The sequence below is a fragment of the Prevotella sp. AM42-24 genome (genome assembly GCF_003461825.1).
In the GTDB taxonomy this organism is placed as follows: Bacteria; Bacteroidota; Bacteroidia; order Bacteroidales; family Bacteroidaceae; genus Prevotella; species Prevotella hominis.
This window is the reverse complement of sequence record NZ_QTXV01000006.1, coordinates 68,416-92,073: the sequence shown is the minus strand read 5'-3', so window position 1 is coordinate 92,073 and position 23,658 is coordinate 68,416. Positions and strand designations below refer to the sequence as shown.

Annotated in this window: 17 protein-coding genes and 1 tRNA gene; 6 read left to right on the top strand and 12 right to left on the bottom strand. The window is 44.1% G+C overall.

All coding sequences use genetic code 11. From position 1 onward, the window contains the following. The first annotated feature begins 8 nt into the window (after window positions 1-8). The 4 genes from DW917_RS03605 to DW917_RS03590 all read left to right on the top strand — a co-directional run bounded on the left by DW917_RS03605 (window position 9) and on the right by DW917_RS03590 (window position 6,343). Window positions 9-1,463, top strand: a complete 1,455-nt coding sequence (locus DW917_RS03605; RefSeq protein WP_118116569.1) for an ATP-binding protein — start codon at window positions 9-11, stop codon at window positions 1,461-1,463. A gap of 181 nt (window positions 1,464-1,644) precedes the next feature. Next, window positions 1,645-5,142, top strand: coding sequence for an ATP-binding protein (locus DW917_RS03600; protein WP_118116567.1), 3,498 nt, complete (start codon window positions 1,645-1,647; stop codon window positions 5,140-5,142). A gap of 173 nt (window positions 5,143-5,315) precedes the next feature. Next, window positions 5,316-5,783, top strand: coding sequence for a transcription elongation factor GreA (gene greA / locus DW917_RS03595; RefSeq protein WP_022111225.1), 468 nt, complete (start codon window positions 5,316-5,318; stop codon window positions 5,781-5,783). 149 nt (window positions 5,784-5,932) lie between these two features. Continuing rightward, window positions 5,933-6,343 carry an HIT family protein gene (locus tag DW917_RS03590; protein WP_118116564.1) on the top strand — a complete coding sequence of 137 codons (411 nt, stop codon included), beginning with the start codon at window positions 5,933-5,935 and terminating at the stop codon, window positions 6,341-6,343. Window positions 6,344-6,428: 85 nt separating this feature from the next. On the opposite strand, the gene DW917_RS03585 is transcribed toward DW917_RS03590, so the two are convergent. Next, entirely contained in the window at window positions 6,429-7,520 is a 1,092-nt protein-coding gene (locus DW917_RS03585; protein ID WP_118116562.1) for a mannose-1-phosphate guanylyltransferase, read from the bottom strand. Window positions 7,521-7,747: 227 nt separating this feature from the next. Between DW917_RS03585 and DW917_RS03580 the strand changes: the two genes are divergently transcribed. After that, window positions 7,748-7,829 (top strand) — tRNA-Leu (locus tag DW917_RS03580). A gap of 182 nt (window positions 7,830-8,011) precedes the next feature. Here DW917_RS03580 and DW917_RS03575 read toward each other — a convergent pair. Beyond that, window positions 8,012-10,615: a C10 family peptidase gene (locus DW917_RS03575; RefSeq protein ID WP_118116560.1), complete on the bottom strand. Its 2,604-nt coding sequence runs from the start codon at window positions 10,613-10,615 to the stop codon at window positions 8,012-8,014. 259 nt (window positions 10,616-10,874) lie between these two features. Here DW917_RS03575 and DW917_RS03570 point away from each other — a divergent pair, with 259 nt between their 5' ends. Further along, window positions 10,875-12,452, top strand: a complete 1,578-nt coding sequence (locus DW917_RS03570; RefSeq protein WP_118116558.1) for a glycoside hydrolase family 28 protein — start codon at window positions 10,875-10,877, stop codon at window positions 12,450-12,452. Window positions 12,453-12,597: 145 nt separating this feature from the next. On the opposite strand, the gene DW917_RS03565 is transcribed toward DW917_RS03570, so the two are convergent. The 10 genes from DW917_RS03565 to nusA all read right to left on the bottom strand — a co-directional run bounded on the left by DW917_RS03565 (window position 12,598) and on the right by nusA (window position 23,656). Further along, window positions 12,598-12,939, bottom strand: coding sequence for a hypothetical protein (locus DW917_RS03565; RefSeq protein WP_118116555.1), 342 nt, complete (start codon window positions 12,937-12,939; stop codon window positions 12,598-12,600). Window positions 12,940-12,987: 48 nt separating this feature from the next. Continuing rightward, window positions 12,988-13,332: a hypothetical protein gene (locus DW917_RS03560; protein ID WP_118116553.1), complete on the bottom strand. Its 345-nt coding sequence runs from the start codon at window positions 13,330-13,332 to the stop codon at window positions 12,988-12,990. 80 nt (window positions 13,333-13,412) lie between these two features. Continuing rightward, on the bottom strand, window positions 13,413-14,021 hold the full coding sequence (locus DW917_RS03555) for a ribonuclease HII (protein ID WP_118116551.1): 609 nt from the start codon (window positions 14,019-14,021) through the stop codon (window positions 13,413-13,415). A gap of 45 nt (window positions 14,022-14,066) precedes the next feature. Further along, a complete protein-coding gene (locus tag DW917_RS03550; RefSeq protein ID WP_022111233.1) occupies window positions 14,067-15,281 on the bottom strand; it encodes an aminotransferase class V-fold PLP-dependent enzyme in 1,215 nt (404 codons plus the stop codon). Window positions 15,282-15,344: 63 nt separating this feature from the next. Then, window positions 15,345-16,688 (bottom strand): Fe-S cluster assembly protein SufD, encoded by a 1,344-nt coding sequence (gene sufD / locus DW917_RS03545; RefSeq protein ID WP_118116605.1) that lies wholly within the window; start codon window positions 16,686-16,688, stop codon window positions 15,345-15,347. Window positions 16,689-16,702: 14 nt separating this feature from the next. After that, window positions 16,703-17,458: a Fe-S cluster assembly ATPase SufC gene (sufC, locus tag DW917_RS03540; protein ID WP_118116549.1), complete on the bottom strand. Its 756-nt coding sequence runs from the start codon at window positions 17,456-17,458 to the stop codon at window positions 16,703-16,705. Window positions 17,459-17,462: 4 nt separating this feature from the next. Next, a complete protein-coding gene (locus tag DW917_RS03535; RefSeq protein ID WP_134842989.1) occupies window positions 17,463-17,846 on the bottom strand; it encodes a hypothetical protein in 384 nt (127 codons plus the stop codon). A gap of 24 nt (window positions 17,847-17,870) precedes the next feature. Beyond that, window positions 17,871-19,322 (bottom strand): Fe-S cluster assembly protein SufB, encoded by a 1,452-nt coding sequence (gene sufB / locus DW917_RS03530; protein WP_022111236.1) that lies wholly within the window; start codon window positions 19,320-19,322, stop codon window positions 17,871-17,873. A 145-nt stretch (window positions 19,323-19,467) separates the two neighbouring features. Next, a complete protein-coding gene (gene infB / locus DW917_RS03525; RefSeq protein ID WP_118116545.1) occupies window positions 19,468-22,335 on the bottom strand; it encodes a translation initiation factor IF-2 in 2,868 nt (955 codons plus the stop codon). 58 nt (window positions 22,336-22,393) lie between these two features. Beyond that, window positions 22,394-23,656 (bottom strand): transcription termination factor NusA, encoded by a 1,263-nt coding sequence (nusA, locus tag DW917_RS03520; RefSeq protein ID WP_118116543.1) that lies wholly within the window; start codon window positions 23,654-23,656, stop codon window positions 22,394-22,396. Window positions 23,657-23,658: the final 2 nt, after the last annotated feature.

Genomic DNA, 23,658 nt, shown 5'->3' with positions numbered 1-23,658 from the left:
ATCTTACAATGAGTTACGCAAAAATCATAGGAAGAAATAAAGAGATAAATATACTCGATAGAATATACAAGTCTAAGAAGTCTGAACTTGTAGCCATTTATGGTCGTCGAAGAGTAGGCAAATCTTATCTCGTAAGCGAATGCTTTGGAAAGAAGATTCTCTTCAAAGCAGTAGGCACTTATATTAAAGACGGAGACAAGGACTATGAGTCTTATCGCCAACTTCAACTTGCGCATTTCTATGATTCGTTAGTGATTGCAGGATTATCAACAAAGGAGTCCAAACCCACTTGTTGGAGAGAGGCATTCTTACTTTTGAGAAAAGTTCTGGAAGGAAAAAGAAACAGAAGGAAAATCATTTTTATCGATGAACTTCCATGGCTTGCAGGACCTCAATCATCAGAAATGATAGCAGAACTGGGATATTTTTGGAATTCATGGGCAGACAGTGAACGAAATATTATACTCATTGTCTGTGGATCGGCTACAAGTTGGATGCTTGATAATGTGATACATGACTATGGAGGCCTGCATGGAAGACTCACGGAAACCATCAAACTATTCCCTTTCACTCTAGCAGAATGCGAAAAGTACTACAAGAAAAATGGTTTTCATCTCTCACGCTATGAAATGTGCGTGAGTTATATGGCTATAGGTGGAATCCCCTATTATCTGGATAAACTCCGCAACGATAGAACAATGACAGACAACATTGACAGCATATTCTTTGCTGATGAATTGATTCATCAGGAATTCAAAGATGTTTATACAGGACTTTATTCTAGCAAAGAAAAATACGTAGACATCGTCAAAGCTATTGGCAGCAAGTTCTATGGAATGACTCAATCAGAGCTTTCCAAGGCTACAGGTATCAAAACCGGGGGTACCCTGACAAAGCTACTTGACAACCTGAGAGAATCAGGAATTACGAGAGAGTATCCCCGTTATGGAAAGGAAAGAGTCGAAACTGTATATCAGCTAAAAGATTTCTTTTCTCTATTCTATCTGAGATTTGTTCATGGCAAACAAGTCAAACAAGGAGGGTGGAACACTATCCATGGGACAGCCACATTCTACACATGGGCTGGAGATACGTTTGAACTTCTGAGCATAGAGCATCTGCAAAACATACAAGACACTTTACGCATCCATTCGGTGGAAAGAAACTACAGTTGGTGTGGAAAAGCTGAAGACGGAAAAGGTGCTCAAATAGATTTAGTCATGGAGAGTAAAAGTGCTCAAACAGATTATCTCTGCGAAATGAAATTTTCAACAGGTAATTTTACTATCACACAAGATGCCGAGGAGAATATACGTCACAAGATAGACGCTTTCGCAAATAGTAAGATGCATAACAAGACTCGCTCAATACAAACAGTTTTGGTGACAACAATGGGACTTAGTTCCAATATGCATGCAAGTATCATCAATCACCTGATAACTCTTGACCAATTATTTCAATAACAAAATAGAAGAATAATGAAAGTTAACCGTGGCAATTTAGTTAAAATTACCACGGTTTTTGCTTTTTTCTTTCAAAAGAGGTGTCCACAATTAGCAGATCCCCAAAGTTAACAGTTAATTATCAATAATTATAAATACCTTTATTATAAGAGTATTTATAATTTTCGTAACTTTGTTGCCTATGAATCAAAACAACATATCCGCCACAGAACTTTTCCTGCGGGTAAGGGAACTCTTGATGCTTCCTGACCTGGAACCTGCTACACGCAACAAGATGATGCACGATACGCTCATCCTCTGCTGCCACGAAGGAGTGAAGAATACGAAACAAGCTTTCGGTAACCTTTTCGCCCAGGTGGATTATCTCTGCAAGGTACATGGCATCAAAATAGCCGACAAGATTGCCATCCAGACCATGCGCCGACACAGCAACAAGCAGGAACCTCTATCGGAGGAAGATCTGAAGTACGATGCCCGTGCGCTCGCCATCTTCATCTCTGCCGTATTCCAGGCTGATATTCCACATGAACTGACCATTCTCATCCCACATACCAACCGCCCCTACCAGAAGGGACTCGACATCAGCAACCGACGCATCCGCTGCATCGTGAAAAACTGGGACTCGGACTTCATCCATGTGGATATCGACCATGATACTGATGAGGAAGAACATCTCGTTTGTCTCAAAGATGAGGCAAACGGCATCGACCATACCTATCTCTGCGAAATATTGGAGGAAGGCATGCAGCTCAACCTGCTCGACTGTCAGATACGTCAACCAGTCATCACACCCCGACTCATCATCGTTGAACCGGATTATCTCATCGACATCAGTAGTATCGCAGCCTGCTTTACCGAGTTCGGTCATCATCCCCTGCTGTATCTCTTGAATCTGATGAAACCCCGTGCCAACACTCAGGCTACCCTACTTGGTAACTTTGCCGGTGCTGCGCTCGACGATATCATCAATTCGCATGGCAAGTATCAGGTGAACGAAACCATCAAGAGCAATTTCAGAGAAAAGGCTCTGGAATTTTGCACCTGTCCCTGGTTTGATGCCAAGAAATTCTATACCGATGCCAACCTGCAGGCTTACAATCTGCAGCAGGTAGTGGATATTCTCTTCCCACGCACCGTCTCCCAGGCACAGATGAATGCCTTTCGGGGCGAGGGCATCTACGACCGGAAGAAAGCCATCCTGGAGCCGTCATTCGTGTGCGAAGCCCTTGGCATACAGGGACGCGTCGATTTGATGACCACCGACTGCAAACTTCTCGTAGAACAGAAATCAGGACGAAACCTCAATATCGAAAGCCATCAGGCAGACCCTAACTACCACAGTTTCCAGCTGGTGCCCCACTATGTACAGTTGCTGCTCTACTATGGTGTATTGCAGCACAACTTCAAGTTGGGCAACAATCTCGTCAACATCCGTCTGCTCTACTCCAAGTACCAGCCGCAGAACGGACTGATGGTGGTAGCCTATTACCAGAAACTTTTCAGGGAAGCCATAGAATATCGCAACCAACTCGTTGCCGCTTCTTTTGAAATAGCCAAGAAGGGATTCGAGCATGCGCTGAATGAGTTTACCCCTGATGTTCTCAATGTAGCAGGCACCCAGGACTTCTTCTACAACAAGTACCTGAAGCCACAACTGGCAGACATCACCGACCCGCTTCATGCACTCAGTCCTTTAGAAGAAGCCTACTTCTGCAGGATGATGACTTTTGTGCTCCGCGAACAGATGATTTCCAAAGTAGGTGCCCAGGAAGGAACCAATACTTCGAGCAGCGATCTCTGGACGATGCCCCTTGCCGAGAAAAAGGATGCGGGCAACATCTATACCGACCTTCATATCATCAGAAAGGATCAGAGTGGCGAAGGTAGCGGTTACGATACCATTACCCTGAGCGTACCCGACCAAGGCAAGGACTTCCTGCCCAATTTCCGTATCGGCGACATGGTATATCTCTATACCTACAAACAGAAAGAAGAACCAGACGTCAGGAAAGCTATATTATATAAAGGTGTATTGCAGGAGATTCATTCCCATGAAATCGTGGTACATCTCAACGATGGTCAACAGAATGCTGACATCTTCGAAATGGACAAGCCATACGCTATCGAGCATGGTACTACCGATGCCAGCACCGGTGGAAGCATCCGCAATCTGCACCAGTTTATCTGTGCACCTCAAGAGAAGCGCGACTTGCTATTAGGTCAGCGTCCTCCCCGCCGCAACACCTCGCTCACGCTGACCAGACATTATGACGATGTACTTGACGATATCATCCTGAGAGCCAAACAGGCACAGGATTACTTTCTGCTCGTGGGACCTCCGGGAACAGGAAAGACAAGTCGTGCCTTGAAGTTTATGGTAGAAGAAGCATTGAACGATGGAACAGAAATGCCGACAGCAGAAAGCATCGCTGCTGGTGGAAAGACGGCTCAAAAGCCAGCCTCCTCTATCCTACTGATGAGCTATACCAACCGTGCCGTGGATGAAATCTGCGAAATGCTGGTAGATTCCAGCATCCCATTTCTGCGACTTGGCAGCGAATATTCCTGCGATGAGCGATTCCGTCCATATCTGATAGAAAAAGCCATTGCCCAATGTCCGAAGTTGGAAGCCATCAAACAATATATAATAGGTACGCGCGTCATCGTGGGAACAACCTCGATGATGACCTCCAAGCCTTTCATCTTCAATCTGAAGCATTTCAAGCTTGCCATCATCGATGAATCGAGTCAGATTCTGGAACCCAATCTCATCGGATTGCTTTCAGCTATAGACAAGTTTATCCTCATCGGAGACTATAAGCAACTGCCAGCGGTGGTACAGCAGAGTGAACAGGACTCTGCCATTCCTACCATCAACGACAGTCAGCAGAACAGCCTGATGGATATGAGTATTCTACAGGACATCTGCCTTACCAACTGCCGCAACTCCCTTTTCGAGCGCCTCATCCGCTGGGAAGACCATGAGCATCGTACCGATTTCATCGGCATTTTGCGCCGTCAAGGACGTATGCATCCGGAAATAGCCGAGTTCCCGAACAAGATGTTCTATCGCCGGGAACAACTGGAACCGGTGCCATGCAAGCACCAGTTGGAAACCCAACTTGCCTATTCTCTCCCATCAGAGGATGAACTCGATGAACATCTGAAGAATCATCGTATGATATTCATACCATCAGAATTCTGCAAGGAGCCGAATATTTCCGACAAGATCAATGCCAACGAAGCAGAAATCGTAGTAGATATACTTCGCCGCATACACCGATATTACGGAGATCAGTTCGATAGTCAGAAAACAGTGGGAGTCATCGTACCTTACCGCAACCAGATAGCCATGGTGCGCAAGGGAATCGAGAAACTTGGTATTCCAGAACTGGAGAAAATCAGCATCGACACCGTAGAAAGATACCAGGGCAGCCAGCGTGATGTCATCATCTACAGTTTTACCATCCAGAACATCTGGCAACTGGACTTCCTGGCAGGAAACAGTTTTATAGAAGACGGTCATATCATCGACCGTAAACTGAACGTAGCCATCACTCGTGCAAGAAGGCAAATGATTATGACCGGTAATCCTGAAATTCTCCGTAATAATCAGATTTTTAATGATTTAATGGAATACGTAAAAGGAAAAGGCGGCTTTTTTGAGAAATTTCATTGAAAAAGTTTGGAGATATGGAAATAAAGTCCTATCTTTGCAAAAGAATAGAAAAACAAAGATAATTCAATAGAGATAAAAGATACAGGATTCCGGTGCTTAACTGGCACCGGGATTCTTTATTTTTTACCCCTCTAAGAAATCACATTAATAACTATAAATTAATAAGAAGAATTATGGCTTACATGTCACAAGAAGGTTACGATAAACTCGTAGCAGAACTAAAACAGCTCACTACAGTAGAGCGCCCAAAGGCATCAGCCGCAATTGCTGAAGCCCGAGACAAGGGTGACCTAAGTGAGAACTCAGAGTATGATGCCGCTAAGGAGGCACAGGCTCATCTTGAAGATAAAATCAATCGTATCAAACTCACCATTGCCGAGGCTAAGATCATCGACACCAAGCAGTTGAGCACCGATTGCGTGCAGATTATGTCTAAGGTGGAAATGACCAACATGGTCAACAAGGCAAAGATGACATATACTATCGTGAGCGAAAGCGAGGCTAACTTGAAGGAAGGCAAAATTTCCATCAAGACTCCTATCGCACAGGGATTGCTCAACAAGAAGGTGGGCGAGATTGTAGAAATCAAGATTCCTCGCGGCACCATCAAGCTCCGTATCGACAAGATCTCATTTGAATAAAAATAAAGGAACTATCATATCGGCTCCCAAGCCCTTATGGCAGTTCCTTTTATTATGACATGTAAGCCCACTAAATAAAATATCAAATGAGAATGATACGAAGAGAGAGAAATAAAGTTTCTATTATAAATGTTTAATTGAAAGAGATTATGGCAAGCATTTTTTCTAAGATTGCAGCGGGAGAGATTCCCAGCTACAAGTGCGCAGAAAGCGATAAGTTCTACGCTTTTTTAGACATTAGTCCTATCGGCAAGGGACACACTTTGGTCATTCCTCGCAAGGAAGTGGATTATATCTTTGATATGGAAGACGAAGACCTCGCTGAGTTTGAAGTATTCGCCAAGAAAGTGGCAAAGGCCATCAAGGCTGCTTTCCCTTGCAAAAAAGTGGCACAGGTTGTTTTGGGTCTGGAAGTTCCTCATGCACACATCCACCTCATCCCTATGAACAGTGAGGCTGATGTCAACTTCCGCAAAGAACATCTCAAACTGACTGAAGAGGAATTCAAGGAAATCTCTAACAAGATCTACACAGAATTTCAAAAAAATGAGAAAGACTGAAAAATGAGAAATGACAAATGAGAAATGAGAAATGAACGGCTATCTTGCTGCATTTCTCATTTCTCATTTGTCATTTCTCATTTAATTAAATGTATTCTTCGCCCTTCTTCATTTGCACTTCATTCACATATTTGCGAACCAATGCAGAGGAATCTTCTTTCTTGCAGATCAAGAGTACATTATCCTTCTCTGCTACAATGAAACCATCCAAACCATTGAGAACTGCGAGTTTGCCCTTTGGCAGTTTGATGACATTACGATGGCAGTTTTCCATCATGACATCACTATCTATGATCACATTATCCTCCTCGCTCTTCTGCATTGCCTCATAGATACTGTGCCAGGTGCCGAGGTCAGCCCAACCGAAATCACACTTCAATGCAGATACATTGTCTGACTTCTCTAAGATGGCATAATCTACGGAAATATTTGGATATGAAGGGAAATTCTGCTTCATATAGGCATTCTCTGTCTCCACATCAAAAGTGCGATAAGACTCATCGAAACCTCTCAATACAGCAGGCAGAATTTGAGAAAAACTCTCGCGTAAATGCTTGACATTGGAAATGAAAATACCTGTATTCCAATAAAATTCACCACTATCAACAAATATTTTGGCAAAATCACGCTCAGGCTTCTCTGTAAATGACTGAACATTATAGAGATTATCCCCTTCTGCATCGCCCAACTGGATATAACCATATCCTGGTTCAGGACGGGTTGGTTTTACACCTAACGAGAGAAATCTGTCGTTTTCAGCAACAAAAGCCAGTCCTTTCAGTACATTTTCCTTGAAAGCTTCCTCATTGAAAACTGCCTGATCAGAAGGAGTGGTAATCAAGCAGGCTTTCGGATTCAACTGCGAAACACGATGGTTTGCCCAAGCTACACTTGGAGCCGTATTGCGATGAATCGGTTCTGCCATGATTCGTTCAGCAGGAATCTGCGGCAACTGTTCCCTGACCAGTTCCACATATTCCTCATTAGTATTGATAAAAATATGGTCGGCAGGCACAATCTTCACCATTCTATCGTAGGTCTGCTGCAACTGAGTACGCCCCACCCCGAAGAAATCGATAAATTGTTTCGGGTAATTGCTTCGACTGCATGGCCAAAGTCTTCTACCCTTACCACCTGCGAGTATCACGCAATAATTGTTGCTATCATTTATTGTCATATATCAAGAAACTTAATTGTTAGTTTTGAAATTCTGATGTAAAGGTAAAAAATATATGTGAACCAACCAAGTTTTTTTCCACAAATTAATATAGATAAGGTGAAAAACAACAAAAATTTAGTGTTTTCGAAACAAAAATGCATTTTTTTGAAAAAAAGTCGGCAAAAAGTTTGCCAGTTCAAAAATTATTAGTACCTTTGCAACCGCAAATAAGCCGAGAGGCATTCGCCCAGATGGCGGAATCGGTAGACGCGCTGGTCTCAAACACCAGTGGAGCAATCCATCCCGGTTCGATCCCGGGTCTGGGTACAAAGAGCTGCAAATCGAAAGATTTGTGGCTCTTTTTTCTTTTTCCCACAGATTTCACAGATTACACAGATATTTTTTTCGACACCAAAAACTTAAATCTGTGTAAATCTGTGAGATCTGTGGGACTTTTCTCTTTATCTCCACCATCACGCTGGAGACATTCATCCTATTTCACGATGGTATTACTTCACAATCACTTTGATTCCATTTACAATATAAATGCCTGAAGGCACAGGAATCACTTGTCTTTCACCTGCCTGAACTGCAACTGAAGTTACTTTCTGTCCACTCAGATTACAGATCTTTACGGTCTGAGAGCGGTCAGATGATATGATAATCTCGCCATTGCCACCATAGATACCCTTGTTCAAGGAAATGGTTGAAATACCAGAAGGCTGACCAGCTACATAGACAACCAAGTTAAATGGCTTTAACGGATAATAGCCACCCGAAACTATGTCAAGTCTATTATTAGACAAAGTGGTTGGAATATCGTAATATTCATTATCTGTCAAACTCATGAACCACAAATCAGAGATGATTGTATTGCCGCCCAACTCGTTAGGGTCAAAAGACTTAGAAATCGTAGTGGTCGCTCCATTACCAGGAATGCGTACCGTCTCAAAACGAGGAACAAAGTTTCTTTTATTCGTACTATATGCTACCAAGGCATATTTCAACAAAGCTGTACCTCCATCGTTCTTGATAGCAAAATTGAATTGGGCAAAAGCATCATTCGTCTTTGGAGCTTTCACTTTATTACTACCATAAGTCGCCTTTTCGGTCTCATATTCATTTGGAGCCGCATTGGTCCATGCTTTTACAACTGTGAATACAGGGGCTGCAGGTGTAGCTCCCACCGTAAACTTTTTGCCATTAACAAAGACATTTTCTGCTCCTGCATCAGTCAACCAAAGATATAAATCACCTTCCGAAGGAGACAACTCTACTTTTCTGGTAATAGAACTATGTGCTGGAACCGTGACATAAACATCCAGCGCGGCTTGGTCTGGCATTGTAGCAGTCGTATTGCTGAAGATATTGATGGCTCCCAAATATTCGATATCACCCTGATTCTGGATAGTAATTTCAAAGCCATTGGTTAATCCACCCAATAGTTCTTCGGTTGGAGTGATATCTGCTTTCAATTGCGAGCGAACCTGAGTCAGTTTTTGAGCTGTAGCCTCAACGACATAAGGCCGCATTTCAGAATTAGCGCATTTGTTCCAATGAACATGATCGGTACTGTAAATCGCATAGATCGTGGTCTGTCCGATTGGGAAAACATAATCAAATTCAAACAAGAAAGTATTACCATAAGTTCTGCCATTATCTTGGATACCCTTAAAAGAGAATTCCTTAACCCCAGAGATTGGAACATAAGTACCATCAGACTTCAATATACCATAAGCGATAGAGCCTGTCATTTCCTGACGACTCTGATTACAGAAATAATTCTGTATTTTCAGAGCAAACTTATCTGAGACCTGATTTCTTGTATCCTTAGTCAGTTCAAAAACAGACATTTTATCCCAATAGCTCTGCACAATAGGAGCGAAAGGTGCTACAGGCTCATCTACCTTACCATTATCAGGAGCCACACCAACCAACATACTACAACTGCGGTTGTAACCATCCTGTGCATTACCGGAGCCGACACCACCCTTCTCAGGATTCAAGATCGTAACATCGAAATAACCATTCTGATAGCCTCCCCAGCCCCAGTTGATATGATAAAGTCCCTGTCCATCGGAACCATCACAGATAAACTGATGACCACCATCAGTAGAAGAACCTGAATAGAAAACCGGACGTCCAGCAGCCAATTCATTGTCAAGAATCTGAGTCCATTCTGTCAGGGAATATAAAGAACGGGACAAATCCAGCATCATATCGGCATCATATCCGAAATACTTAGCCAAAGGCGCTGGCGTAAGATTTGCACCCGACGAACTACCATAACCCATCTGCACGGCAGCTCCACAATGGAACATCAGTTTGGCTACGGCATTGGCCTGTGCTTCGGTATAACTACCCTCGGCAGTACTATAGAAAGGTAACATGTTGTCCCAATCATATACGCCATCGCTCTTGCTGATACCAGGAACGGCTACATCCCTGCCATACCATTTCTTAGTATATTCAGGAATATCCTGCAACAATTGTTTAGGATGCTTATAATAAGCCATCACCTGTGCCATAGCCGTAGCCACACAACCGGTAACAGCCCGATTTTTACCATCATAAATCGGACACATATTATTAAAAGGCTTACTCTGATTCCATGCAATATTACCCAATAATGGAGAAACTGCCTTGAAATGGGTGGAATTTACCGAAGAACGGTAAGCTTTTACCTCTGCCAAATTGCGCAAAGTAGCTTGATCGCCCTTGGTCACAGCCTCTACCATCTCCTGATAAGCCTTCATGAAGTTCTTATAACTTTCTGGAAGAGATGCCTCATCATAAGTTCCCTGATCGGTATAACCTACGATTTCCGGCAGACAATCATCGCCCGACACAATCGTGAAACCCTTTCCCTCACCATGAGGAAAAACATAATAACTGGCAGTTTCCTGATCAGAAGCCTGAGATTTCTGAGTTTTGTCACCAAAACCGAAAGACTTCGCCTGTGATGCAGCAGACTCATCCATGACAATACCCAACAAAGCAGCCTGGCGCTCTGCTATCTGCCTGGCTTGTCGGAAACTACGTGGTCCTGCAAATGCTGATACAGAGATCAGCAACAGGGCAAACAACAATAGGTGTAAACGAATACATTTCATAAGCAATATATCAAAAAGTTTAATTGAGTTGTATCGGCCACAAATATACGACAAATCTTCTACACTTGCAAGTTTTTCCTAAGAAAATTCTGCAAATTGCTATATTCCCCATGAGCGAAAACGTTTGCGATATAATAATATCCCATTTATTTGGCGATAAGAAATTAAATGCGTATTTTTGCAACATCAACTGCAACCTATATGCAGAACAAGAAATAATAGCTATTTATTAATAACTCTATTAAACCCAGATTAATTCATGAAGAAATTTTTCAGTTTCGTATTTGCATGCCTGGCAACTTTTGCGTCACAGGCAGCAGAAACCAACAATTATGACGAGCTTTACCAGAATCTTCCATTCCAGATGGAGAAGGTAACACGCCCTCAATTCCCTGCCAACGAGGTTAACCTCAAGGATTTCGGAGCTATCGGCGATGGTTCTACGCTCTGTACTGATGCTTTCAAGAAAGCGATTGATGCACTGGAGCAGAAAGGCGGTGGTAAACTGATTGTTCCACAAGGTGTATGGTTTACAGGTCCTATCACGCTGAAAAGCAACATCAACCTGCATATCGAAAAAGGTGGTGTCATCCTCTTTTCTGCTGATGTCAACCTCTATCCTCTCGTAGAAACTTCTTTCGAAGGTCTTGACACCCGTCGCTGCCAGTCTCCTATCTCTGGTAGAAACTTAGAGAACGTGGCTATCACCGGTCAGGGTGCCATCGATGGAAACGGCGAATATTGGCGTCCATTGAAGAAAGCAAAGGTTACTTCAGCCCAGTGGAAAGAGATTACTTCCCGTGGTGGTGCCTTCAAGAATCCTAACTACTGGTTCCCTTCTGAGGCTGCTCTCAAAGCTGATGAAAAAGGCGCTGGAATGAACGTTCCGCTCGGCATTACAACCGAAGAAGGCTGGAATGAAGTGAAAGACTATCTCCGTCCTGTGATGGTAAGTCTCATCAGTTGCAAGAACGTTTGGCTCAACGGCGTGATCTTCCAGAACTCTCCAGCCTGGAATATCCATCCTTTGATGTGCGAGAATGTACTTATTGAGGATGTATTGGTACGCAATCCTTCTTTTGCCCAGAATGGTGATGGCCTTGATTTGGAATCATGCAAGAACGCACTGATTGTCAATTCTACTTTTGACGTAGGTGATGATGGTATCTGTATCAAGAGCGGTAAAGACCTTGACGGAAGAAAACGTGGCATTCCATGTGAAAACGTGATTGTCGATGGATGCACCGTTTTCAAGGGTCACGGCGGTTTCGTGGTAGGTAGCGAAATGAGCGGTGGCGTCAAGAACATTATGGTACGTGATTGCCAGTTCCTCGGTACTGATGTTGGTTTACGCTTCAAGAGCGCCCGTGGTCGTGGCGGAGTCGTTGAGAACATCTACATCCAGGATATGTCTATGTTTGATATCCAAACCGATGTGATCACCTTTGATCTCTATTATGGTGGAAAATCAGCAGTTGAAGTATTAAACGACGGCGACCAGAAGAAGCAACAGGTGGTAGATATGAAGAAGGTAGATGAAACCACTCCAGCCTTCCGCAATATCGATATCAATCACGTTATCTGCCGTGGCGCACGCCGTGCCGCCTACTTCAATGGTCTTCCAGAGATGCCAGTGCAGAACATCAGCATCAGAGACCTGGAAGTAAACAATGCCCAACAAGGTATCGTTATCAACCGCACGGATGGTGTGAAGTTGGAAAACATCAAGGTGAGTGCCAAGACTCATACCTTTGATGCCAAGAATTCCAAGAATGTAAGTGTCAACGGAAAGACATATAAGAAAATAGATGCCAACGGTATCACCCTTGATTTCTAACCGACATTCATCAGACAAAACATTTATAATACCGCCCTAGCCCCATCAAAAATGGCAGTTAGGGCGGCATTTCTGCTTATAGTACATGTCTTCACTCTTCACCTTACTTTTTAAAGTGGGCTCAGTATTTAATATCTGTCCCATATTACTTATTCACCATCGGAAGTCGAATCTTGCCATTGGGCTTAATCAGATAAAGAGCACTATCTCCTGCTTCCTTATAGACACTATCCCCAATGGCATATCGCCCTTCCAAATTCCAGACTTTGGCTATCTTGAAGTTCACCTTCATTCCTTCACTCGTCATACCGGTAAATCGATAGAAGCTATCCTCATGGGCAGACAAAATTTTGAAGTCATAATGCATAGAAAGACAATACTCCAACAAACTGTCTGTAATCGAATATTGTTTCGTATAGAAACGATAGCCGAAATATGCCAAGACTATGGTTCCTGCACAGTAATTCAATATATTAAGAGTCAGCATGACTCCTTTCTTAGTTATATTCACAATATCACATATTTACAATTGTCATTATATCTCCTCTCCATAAGCCATCAAAGATACCTTTATGGTAGTATCTGGTTTAATCACGTAAATTTCCTTTTCGCCTGCCAATTTATGAATGCTGTCACCAGAACAAACATCGTCCAAATCCCAGTTTTGAGGCAATTTAAACTTAACGATTCTGCCCTCTTTCGTTCGCCCTTCAAAATTGTAATATCGGTTCTGATAACTAGAAATCACCTTAAAGTCATATTGCAACGGCACACAATCTTCCAATGTATTCTCAACCACCTTCTTCTCATCTGGTTGCAATGCAAAGAAGATGACATAAAAACATGCCATTCCCCATATAAGGTAACCAACTACTTTCATTATACTCTTAAAATCTTCCATATCAATGCATCAAAAAATTCGTGAAAGACATAGACCAAATGCTTCATGGCGACAGTATATTATTCCTCAAAATCGATGGATAGTTCACCAGAGCCCAAAAGATTATAGCTCATGCGATGATAAGGAGTCACACCATACTCCTTAATGGCTGCACGATGCTTTTTAGTAGGATATCCCTTATTGGCTTTCCAGTCATACTGCGGATATTCTTCAGCCAAAGCATCCATGTAATCATCACGGTAAGTCTTTGCAAGGATACTGGCAGCAGCTATCGACATATACTTTCCGTCACCTTTCACGATGGTTGTATAAGGTAAATCCTTGTAGGGTTTAAAACGATTACCATCTACAATGATTGCCTCCGGACGAACCTTCAGCTGATCCAAAGCACGATGCATCGCTAAGAAACTGGCATTTAATATATTGATTTTATCGATTTCATCGGGTGTAACTACACCTACAGCCCAAGCTACAGCGTCCCGTTCAATCTGTTCACGGAGTGCCTTACGCTTCTTATCTGTAAGTTTCTTACTGTCGTTGAGATCTGGATTTTGATAACCAGGAGGTAGAATGACGGCGGCAGCATAGACACTGCCTGCCAGGCATCCACGACCTGCTTCATCGCAACCAGCCTCAATCTTATCCATATAATAATGACTTTCCAACATAAACTTCAAATTCTGTTGTTCTTGATTTAAAACATCAGTCTCTTGCTAAAACATCATAGCAACACGTTTCACACCAGCTACCAAAGCATCTACTTCTTCCTTCGTATTATACAAAGCGAAGCTTGCACGGACAGTTCCTAAAATACCATAACGATCCATCAGAGGCTGTGCACAATGATGACCAGTTCTGACAGCAATACCCAAACGGTCGAGCAATGTACCCATATCCATGTGATGAATATCTCCTACCAAGAAGCTGACAACAGCATCTTTACCTTCCTGCTCACCAAAAAGTCTGATTCCATCGATGGTTTTCATCTGTTCCATACAGTAGCGGGTCAACTCCTGCTCGTGCTTGGCGATGTTGTCCATACCGAGAGCTGAGACATAATCGATGGCTTTTGCCAAACCATGAGTAGCCACATAGTCAGGAGTTCCAGCCTCGAACTTAAAAGGCAACTTCTCAAAAGTGGTCTTCTCGAAGCTCACACTTTCAATCATTTCGCCTCCTCCTTGGTATGGAGGTAACTTATCGAGCCATTCTTCCTTACCATAAAGAACACCGATACCTGTTGGTCCATAAATCTTATGTCCGCTGAAAGCAAAGAAATCACAATCCAAGTCCTGCACATCCACAGCAAAGTGAGGAGTACTCTGAGCACCATCCACTATGACAGGTACATCATGCTCGTGAGCGATCTTGATCATCTCCTTTACTGGATTCACCGTACCTAATACGTTGCTCACTTGGGCAATACTTACGATTTTAGTACGATTGGTGAACAAATGAGTGAATTCATCGAGGTTAATCTCACCTTTATCATTAATAGGAATAACACGGATGGCAATTCCCTTCTTAGCAGCCTGCAACTGCCAAGGCACGATATTGGAATGGTGCTCCATTGTAGAAATAATCACCTCATCGCCCTCGCTCATAAACTCATCACAGAACGATGAAACCACAAGATTTAAACTTTCTGTAGTACCACGGGTAAAGATAATTTCCTCGATCTTAGGGGCATTGATAAACTTACGTACGGTCTCACGAGCTGCCTCATGAAGATCGGTAGCCTGCTGAGAAAGATAATGTACACCACGATGCACGTTGGCATTTACATTAAGATACTCATCGCGCATGGCATCAAGTACACACAATGGCTTCTGCGTTGTAGCCGCATTATCCAAATACACCAACGGTTTATCATATACAGTTCTCGATAAAATCGGGAAATCTTGACGTACTTTATTTATATCATACATAATCCTAAGACCTTTTATATCGTTAAAAAAAGGCGCTCCTCAAGCAGAGGAACGCTTTATTATTTATTTACAGAGTTTGCAACCCTCACACTTATTGAGTTCGCCACGGAATCGCTTCTCAACGAGATGATGCAGGCGGTCGCGCAATGGCTCCAGCTCCATCTTGTCGATGACTTCGTTGATAAATGCAAACTGAAGAAGCAACTTAGCCTCCTCGCGGCTCACACCACGCTGCTGCATGTAGAACAAGGCTGCATCGTTCAACTGACCTACCGTGCTACCATGCGCACACTTCACATCATCGGCATAAATCTCCAGCATCGGCTGGGTAAACATACGGGCAGTCTTCGTAGCACAGAGATTCTGGTTGGTTTCCTGAGAAGTAGTCTTCTGGGCACCATGACGAACCAAGACTCTACCGGCAAAAGCACCACGTGCTTCTCCATCGAGCACATACTTATAAAGTTCGTTGCTGGTGCAATGACCCACCTGATGATCAATAAGTGTATTATTATCAACCACCTGATTCTTATCAGCAATCACGCAACCATTGCAGAAACACTCAGCACCTTCTCCCTTGAACACCAGATCGAGACGGTTGCGAGTGATACCATTATGAAGTGTAATCACGTTATGGTTCACACGGCTATTGGCCTGTTGCTCGATATACACATTGCTGACACGACGGTTCTTATAATGAGTCTCCTCCAGACAATAGAGATCGAGACTGGCATTCTCACCTACGTATGCCTCAATGACCTGAGTAGCGAGGAAGTTCTTATCGTCAGCAGCATGGTCACAGAAGAGGAACTTTGCCTCAGCTCCCTGCTCCAAGACAATGAGAACGCGACGGTTTACCATCAGGTCAACATCCGAACGAAGGATATTGATAACCTGTATGGTACGATCCAGTTTTACATTCTTTGGAATATAGATGAGCAAGCCATCCTGTGCCAGGAATGTGTTCAATGCAGTGATACCATCTTCATCTGTTTTTGCAATCTTAGCATAGTATTTTGCGATGAATTCGGGATTTTCTGTAGCAACCTTGCACAAAGAATCCACGATAACACCCTCTGGCAACTCCACTTTTGGAAGAGCTTTATTATAGAAAGCATCGTTCACTACGAAGTAAAGTGAAGTACTCAGATTAGGAACATCGCAACGGAAAGCCTGGTATGGATCTACTGGAATTTCCAAGCGATTCAAATTCAAACCATAGTCTGGCTCGAAGATGGCGCTCATATCGGTATATTTGTATCTTTCTACCTTACGGGAAGGGAAGCCCAAGCGACGGAAGTCCTCGAATGCAGCATCACGAACTGCGTTGAGAACCTCAGCACTGTTCCTCTTGATCATTCTCGAAGAAGACTGATACAAATCTAAATATTGTTTTTCTGAAAGCATAGCCATCCTCCTCATTATTTCTCATCTACCTCAGCCTTAATCCAGTCATAACCACGAGTCTCAATCTCCTTGGCAAGTTCAGGACCTGCAGTTTTCACAATTCTACCTTTATAAAGAACGTGAACCACACTTGGCTTAATCATATCGAGCAAACGCTCATAGTGAGTAATGACGATGGCAGAAGTCTGATCGGTATGCATCTTGTTCACACCGTCTGCCACGATACGCATCGCATCCACGTCAAGACCTGAGTCGGTTTCATCGAGAATAGAAAGCTTTGGCTCCAACATCGCCATCTGGAAAATCTCGTTGCGCTTCTTCTCACCACCCGAGAAACCTTCGTTTACAGAACGGCGAGCCAACTTGCTGTCCAATTCCACCAACGCACGCTTCTCGCGCATCAACTTCATGAATTCACTGGTGTTCAATGGTTCCAAACCCTGATACTCACGCTTGGCATTGATAGCCGCACGCATGAAGTTGGTCATGGATACACCAGGAATCTCCACTGGATACTGGAAAGAGAGGAACAAGCCTTCACGGGCACGGTCCTCTGGCTTCATATCCAGAAGGTTCTTGCCGTTGAAGATAGCCTCGCCCTCGGTTACAGTATAGAGAGGGTTACCTGTAAGCACAGCGCTCAAGGTTGACTTACCGGAACCGTTAGGTCCCATAATAGCATGTATCTCACCATCGTTGATAGTCAGGTTGATACCTTTCAATATTTCTTTGCCTGCAATAGTAGCATGCAGATTCTTTACCTCTAACATATTATTACTTAAAAAATGCGTTCAAAATATTGGAACATAACTCTTCAAAGAAAGATGGTGACTTCTCCCAGCCCCATTGCACAAACAACGAAGGAGGGTCTAGTACCCAAAATGAGCACTCACCTGGTCGTATGACCTTACCCTTCATCTGCGGAACATAACTCGATGTCTGCATAATGGACTTGGTCAATGTAGGGTCAGACTCATCAACATGACAATATCGACCACAACGAAGATACACATTTTGCTCTTGCTTGCATTTCGCAACAAAAGATGCAACGATGGAATCTTGCTGTGCCGTCAAGCCATTTTTTTGATGATTGAAAAGGTCTTGAGCCGTTAAGTTCAAGCTATCAACTAACAATAACATCAACAACATTCTTTTCATAACCACCTCTCTTTCTTATTATTCTTAGCCAACGGTGCCTTCGAGTGAAACACTCAGGAGTTTCTGTGCCTCTACGGCAAACTCCATAGGCAACTTGTTGAGCACATCCTTGGCATAACCGTTTACGATCAAGCCGACAGCCTCCTCGGTAGGAATGCCTCGCTGATTACAATAGAAGAGCTGGTCTTCTGAAATCTTCGAGGTAGTTGCCTCATGCTCGAACACGGCTGTGTCGTTATGGGCATCCATATATGGGAAGGTATGCGCTCCACAATCGCTACCCAGCAACAAGGAGTCACAGGAACTGTAGTTGCGGGCATTGTCGGCATTGGATGTAGCACGAACCAGACCACGATAGGAGTTCTGACTATGACCAGCCGAAATACCCTTCGAGATGATGGTACTCTTGGTGTTCTTACCCATGTGAATCATCTTGGTACCTGTATCAGCCTCCTGATAGTTGTTGGTAACAGCCACACTGTAGAACTCAGCTACAGAGTTATCGCCACGCAAGATACAGGAAGGATACTTCCAGGTAATCGCAGAACCCGTCTCTACCTGAGTCCAGCTCAACTTAGAGTTGACACCACGCAAGTCGCCTCGCTTGGTTACCAGGTTCAGCACACCACCCTTACCATGTTCATCACCAGGATACCAGTTCTGAACGGTAGAGTACTTCACCTCAGCATTATCCTTGACAATAATCTCTACGATAGCAGCATGGAGCTGGTTCTCATCACGCATTGGCGCTGTACATCCCTCTAAGTAAGAAACGTATGCATCATCATCGGCGATGATCAATGTACGCTCGAACTGACCGGTGTTACGGGCATTGATGCGGAAGTAACTGCTCAACTCCATCGGACAGCGGACGCCCTTAGGAATATAGACGAATGAGCCATCACTGAATACACAACTGTTCAAGGCTGCATAGAAGTTATCACGATAAGGAACAACGGTTCCTAAATACTCTTTTACCAAATCAGGATGTTCCTTTACTGCCTCACCAATACTGCAGAAGATGACTCCTTTCTCACGAAGTTTCTCCTTGAAGGTAGTCTTCACCGATACAGAGTCCATAATGGCATCCACAGCGGTACCGCTCAAAGCCAAGCGCTCCTCCAGAGGAATACCGAGTTTATCGAATGTCTTCTCCAACTCAGGATCAATCTCCTTGTTCTTTGGCTTCTTAGCCAAAGGGTCTGCATAATATGAAATCTCCTGGTAGTCAACAGGTGGCACGTGTACGTGTCCCCACTTTGGCTCCTTGAGCGTCTTCCAGTAATGGTAGGCTTTCAGACGAAATTCGAGCATCCAATCTGGCTCTCCCTTCTTCTGTGAGATGAGGCGCACAACATCCTCGTTGAGTCCTTTCTCTATGATTTCAGTATGCACATCAGTGGTAAAGCCGAATTCATATTTCTGCTCAGCCACCTGCTTGACAAACTGATTCTTTTCTTGTTCTTTCTCTGCCATTTTATTTAGAATAACCTTTCGTTATTTAAACCCTAAATAGGGATAAGCCACCAAGGACTCATCCCTACCTTATTATATATAGGATAGAGCGAAAAGACAAATGAAATCTTCACTTTTCGTTCATCATTCTTCACTCTTCACTTGATTAAAGTTTCTGCTCTACCTCGATTTCTGTGAAGGTCTCGATAACGTCGCCTTCCTGGATATCGTTGTAGTTGACAAGGCTCAAACCGCATTCCATACCGGTAACAACCTCCTTGACATCATCCTTGTAACGCTTCAAGGCACCGATTTCTGCAGTACGGATTACGATACCGTCACGGATAACGCGAGCCTTATCCTTAGCGTGTACCTTACCCTCGGTAACGAGACCACCGGCAATAGTACCCACCTTGGAAATCTTGAAGGTCTGCTTCACCTCTACCTGACCGGTAACGATTTCCTTCTTCACCTTGTCGAGCATACCAACCATCGCACTCTTGATATCGTCGATAGCATCGTAGATGATAGAGTAAGTATTGATTTCAACACCCTCACGGTCAGCAGCCTTACGTGCATCAGCAGATGGACGAACCTGGAAACCAACGATGACAGCATCTGAAGCAGATGCCAGCATCACGTCGTTCTCAGAAATCTGACCCACAGCCTTGTTGACAACGTTCACCTGAACCTTCTCGGTAGAAAGCTTGATGAATGAGTCGCTCAATGCCTCAACAGAACCGTCGGTATCACCCTTCACGATGACGTTCAACTCGTGGAACTCACCACGTGCGATACGGTGAGAAATATCACCCAAGGTCAAGCGCTTCTGAGTACGCAAGCCCTGTTCACGCTGCAACTGCTCACGCTTGTTGGCAATTTCGCGAGCCTCCTGTTCTGTCTCGATTACGTGGAACTGGTCACCTGCTGTAGGCGCACCGTTCAAACCGAGGATGATAGCTGGCTCTGCAGGAGCTGCAGACTTGATATTGGCATTACGCTCATTGAACATTGCCTTTACACGACCCCAAGAAGTACCGGCGAGTACGATGTCGCCAACCTTCAAGGTACCATTGGCTACCAATACGGTAGAAACATATCCACGACCCTTGTCGAGAGAAGACTCGATGATGGTACCTGAAGCACGACGGTTAGGGTTAGCCTTCAAGTCGAGCATATCAGCCTCAAGGAGCACCTTGTCGAGCAGATCGTGAACACCAATACCCTTCTTGGCACTGATTTCCTGGCACTGATACTTACCGCCCCATTCCTCAACAAGCAGGTTCATGTTAGCCAAGTCCTCGCGGATACGGTCTGGGTTAGCACCTGGCTTATCAATCTTGTTGATAGCAAATACCATTGGCACACCAGCAGCCTGAGCATGAGCGATAGCCTCCTTGGTAGTAGGCATCACAGAGTCATCGGCAGCGATGATGATGATGGCGATATCGGTAGCCTGAGCACCACGGGCACGCATGGCGGTAAACGCCTCATGACCAGGAGTATCCAGGAAGGTTACCTTGCGACCGCTTTTCAGGGTCACACTGTAGGCACCGATGTGCTGGGTAATACCACCCGCCTCACCAGCAATCACATTGGTATTGCGGATATAGTCGAGCAAAGATGTCTTACCATGGTCAACGTGACCCATCACAGTTACGATTGGAGCACGTGGAACCAAGTCGTTCTCATCATCCTCTTCCTCGCTCACAGCCTCCTGAACCTCAGCGCTGACATATTCGGTCTTGAATCCGAACTCCTCAGCCACCATGTTGATGGTCTCTGCATCCAGACGCTGGTTGATAGATACCATGATACCAACACCCATCAAGGTAGAGATAACCTGAGTAACGCTGATGTCCATCATCGTAGCCAACTCGCTAACGGTAACGAATTCAGTAAGCTTCAGGATCTTACTTTCCTTCTGCTCCTGACGAGCCTGATCTTGCAATTTCTCCTGAACAGCCTCACGCTTCTCCTTACGGTATTTAGCGCCCTTCTTGTTCTGGCTCTTGCTGGTCAAACGAGCAAGAGTCTCCTTTACCTGGCGTGCAACAGCCTCGTCGTCAACCTCAATCTGACGCTGGTTGTTCTGATTGCCGCCCTTGTTATTATTTCTGTTCTTATTCTTTTTCTTCTTGTTGCCACCATTCTGGTTGTTCTGGTTGCCACCATTATTCTTGTTGCCCCCATTATTACCCTGGTTAGCCTCAGCGTTGATATCAACACGTTCCTTGTTGATACGCACGCGTTTCTTTCTCTCACTGTGCTGCTGTGCAAGTTTTTCCTCACGTTCCTTGCGGCGTTCCTCCTTACTCTTCTTCTTAGGACGAGTACTCTGATTCAAGGAAGACAAATCGATCTTACCCAACACCTTAGGTTCATTGGCAGAGAATTTCTTCTCACTCTTGAGGGTGAACACGCTTCCAGAAGCATTCGTTTCAGCTGGCTTCTCGCCTTGTTGTGGCTGATTGTTGTTAGCCTGATTTTGCATTGACTTATGATTATTTTGCTTCTGTTGGCCATTATTTCTCTCACCATTCTGCTTATGCTGGTGAGACATCTGTCCGCCAGCATTACCTTTCTGATGTTCATGACTTGCTTTTACTTCAGCCTTAGAAGCATTAGTAACAGGCGCAGAGCTGACGGCAGCAGACTCCTTTCCAGACGCCTTACGATTCTCAGGAGCAGCAGACTTAGCAGTAGGTTTTCCGATGCTATCCAAGTCTATCTTGCCCAATGGTTTAAACTGTTGTTTACCATTAGACACCTCGGCATTCTCCTCACGGTCTTCCTTCTGCTCTGGAACACGTTTCTTATCTTTTGTTTTCTTGGTGAAAAGCTTTTCCGCCTGGTCACGGACCTTCTTGTCCTGACTGAAGGCATCGGTCAGAGCCTTATATTGCTGATCGCTAAGCTTGAAGCTTGGTTCTGCCTCGACCTCTCCCAGGTCACTTCTCTTAGATAGGAATTCAACTGCCGTCTGAAGTCCTATATTTAATTCACGTAGTGCTTTGTTTAATCTGATGCTCATATTTATTATTTATACTCCTTTTCTTTTGTCTCTTATTTGTAATGCGATTTTTAGAGAATTACTGTTCAAACTCTGCTCGTAAAACCTTCAATACGTTATCAACAGTCTCTTCCTCCAAGTCGGCCTTTTCTACGAGCATATCGCGAGGTGCATTGAGCACTTGCTTCGCTGTATCAAGTCCGATGCCCTTGATGGCGTCGATAACCCACTGGTCGATTTCATCAGAGAATTCATCCAGATAAATATCCTCGTCAGCCTGACTTTCGTCAATCTCACGGAACACATCAATGGTATATTCAGTCAACATAGAAGCCAACTTGATGTTCATACCACTGCGACCGATAGCCTTGCTCACCTCTTCTGGCTGCAAGAACACCTCAGCCTTCTTGTTTTCATCATCTATATTAACTGAAGAAATTCTTGCAGGTGCCAAAGCACGCTGAATGAACAACTTCACGTTGCTGCTATAGTTGATTACGTCTAAGTTTTCATTACACAACTCACGTACGATACCATGTACACGGCTACCCTTCACACCCACGCAGGCTCCTACAGGGTCGATACGCTCGTCGAAAGTCTCCACAGCAATCTTGGCACGCTCACCTGGCATACGGGCTATGCGACGGATAGCAATCAGTCCCTCTGCAATTTCAGGAACCTCAGCCTCCAACAGGCGCTGCAAGAAGATAGGTGCAGTACGGCTCAAGATAATCTTAGGATTATTGTTCTCATTATCCACGCGCAAGATCACGGCACGCACGGTTTCACCCTTGCGATACTGGTCAGCAGGAATCTGCTCTGCCTTTGGCAAAATCAACTCATTGTTCTCGTCGTCAACAATCAGGATTTCACGCTTCCAGATCTGGTAAACCTCACCGGAAATAATCTGACCCACACGATCCTTATACTTATTATAAAGAGAATCATGCTCAAGTTCCAAAATCTTAGAAGCCAAGGTCTGACGAAGAGTCAAGATGGCACGACGACCAAACTTATTGAAATCCACGTTCTCGCTCACATCCTCGCCTACCTCATAGTCAGCCTGGATCTTACGAGCCTCAGTCAAAGCGATTTCCTTATTTTCATCTTCCACCTCGCCATCAGCTACAACGACACGATTGCGGTAAATCTCAAAGTCACCCTTATCAGGATTGACAATCACATCGAAGTTTTCATCACTACCAAAAATCTTAGCAAGCACATTGCGGAAACTTTCCTCCAACACGCTCACCAAAGTTGTACGGTCGATATTCTTGGTTTCTTTGAACTCGCGAAATGTATCAATCATACTCGCAGTTAATTCTTGCTCTTTCTTAGCCATAG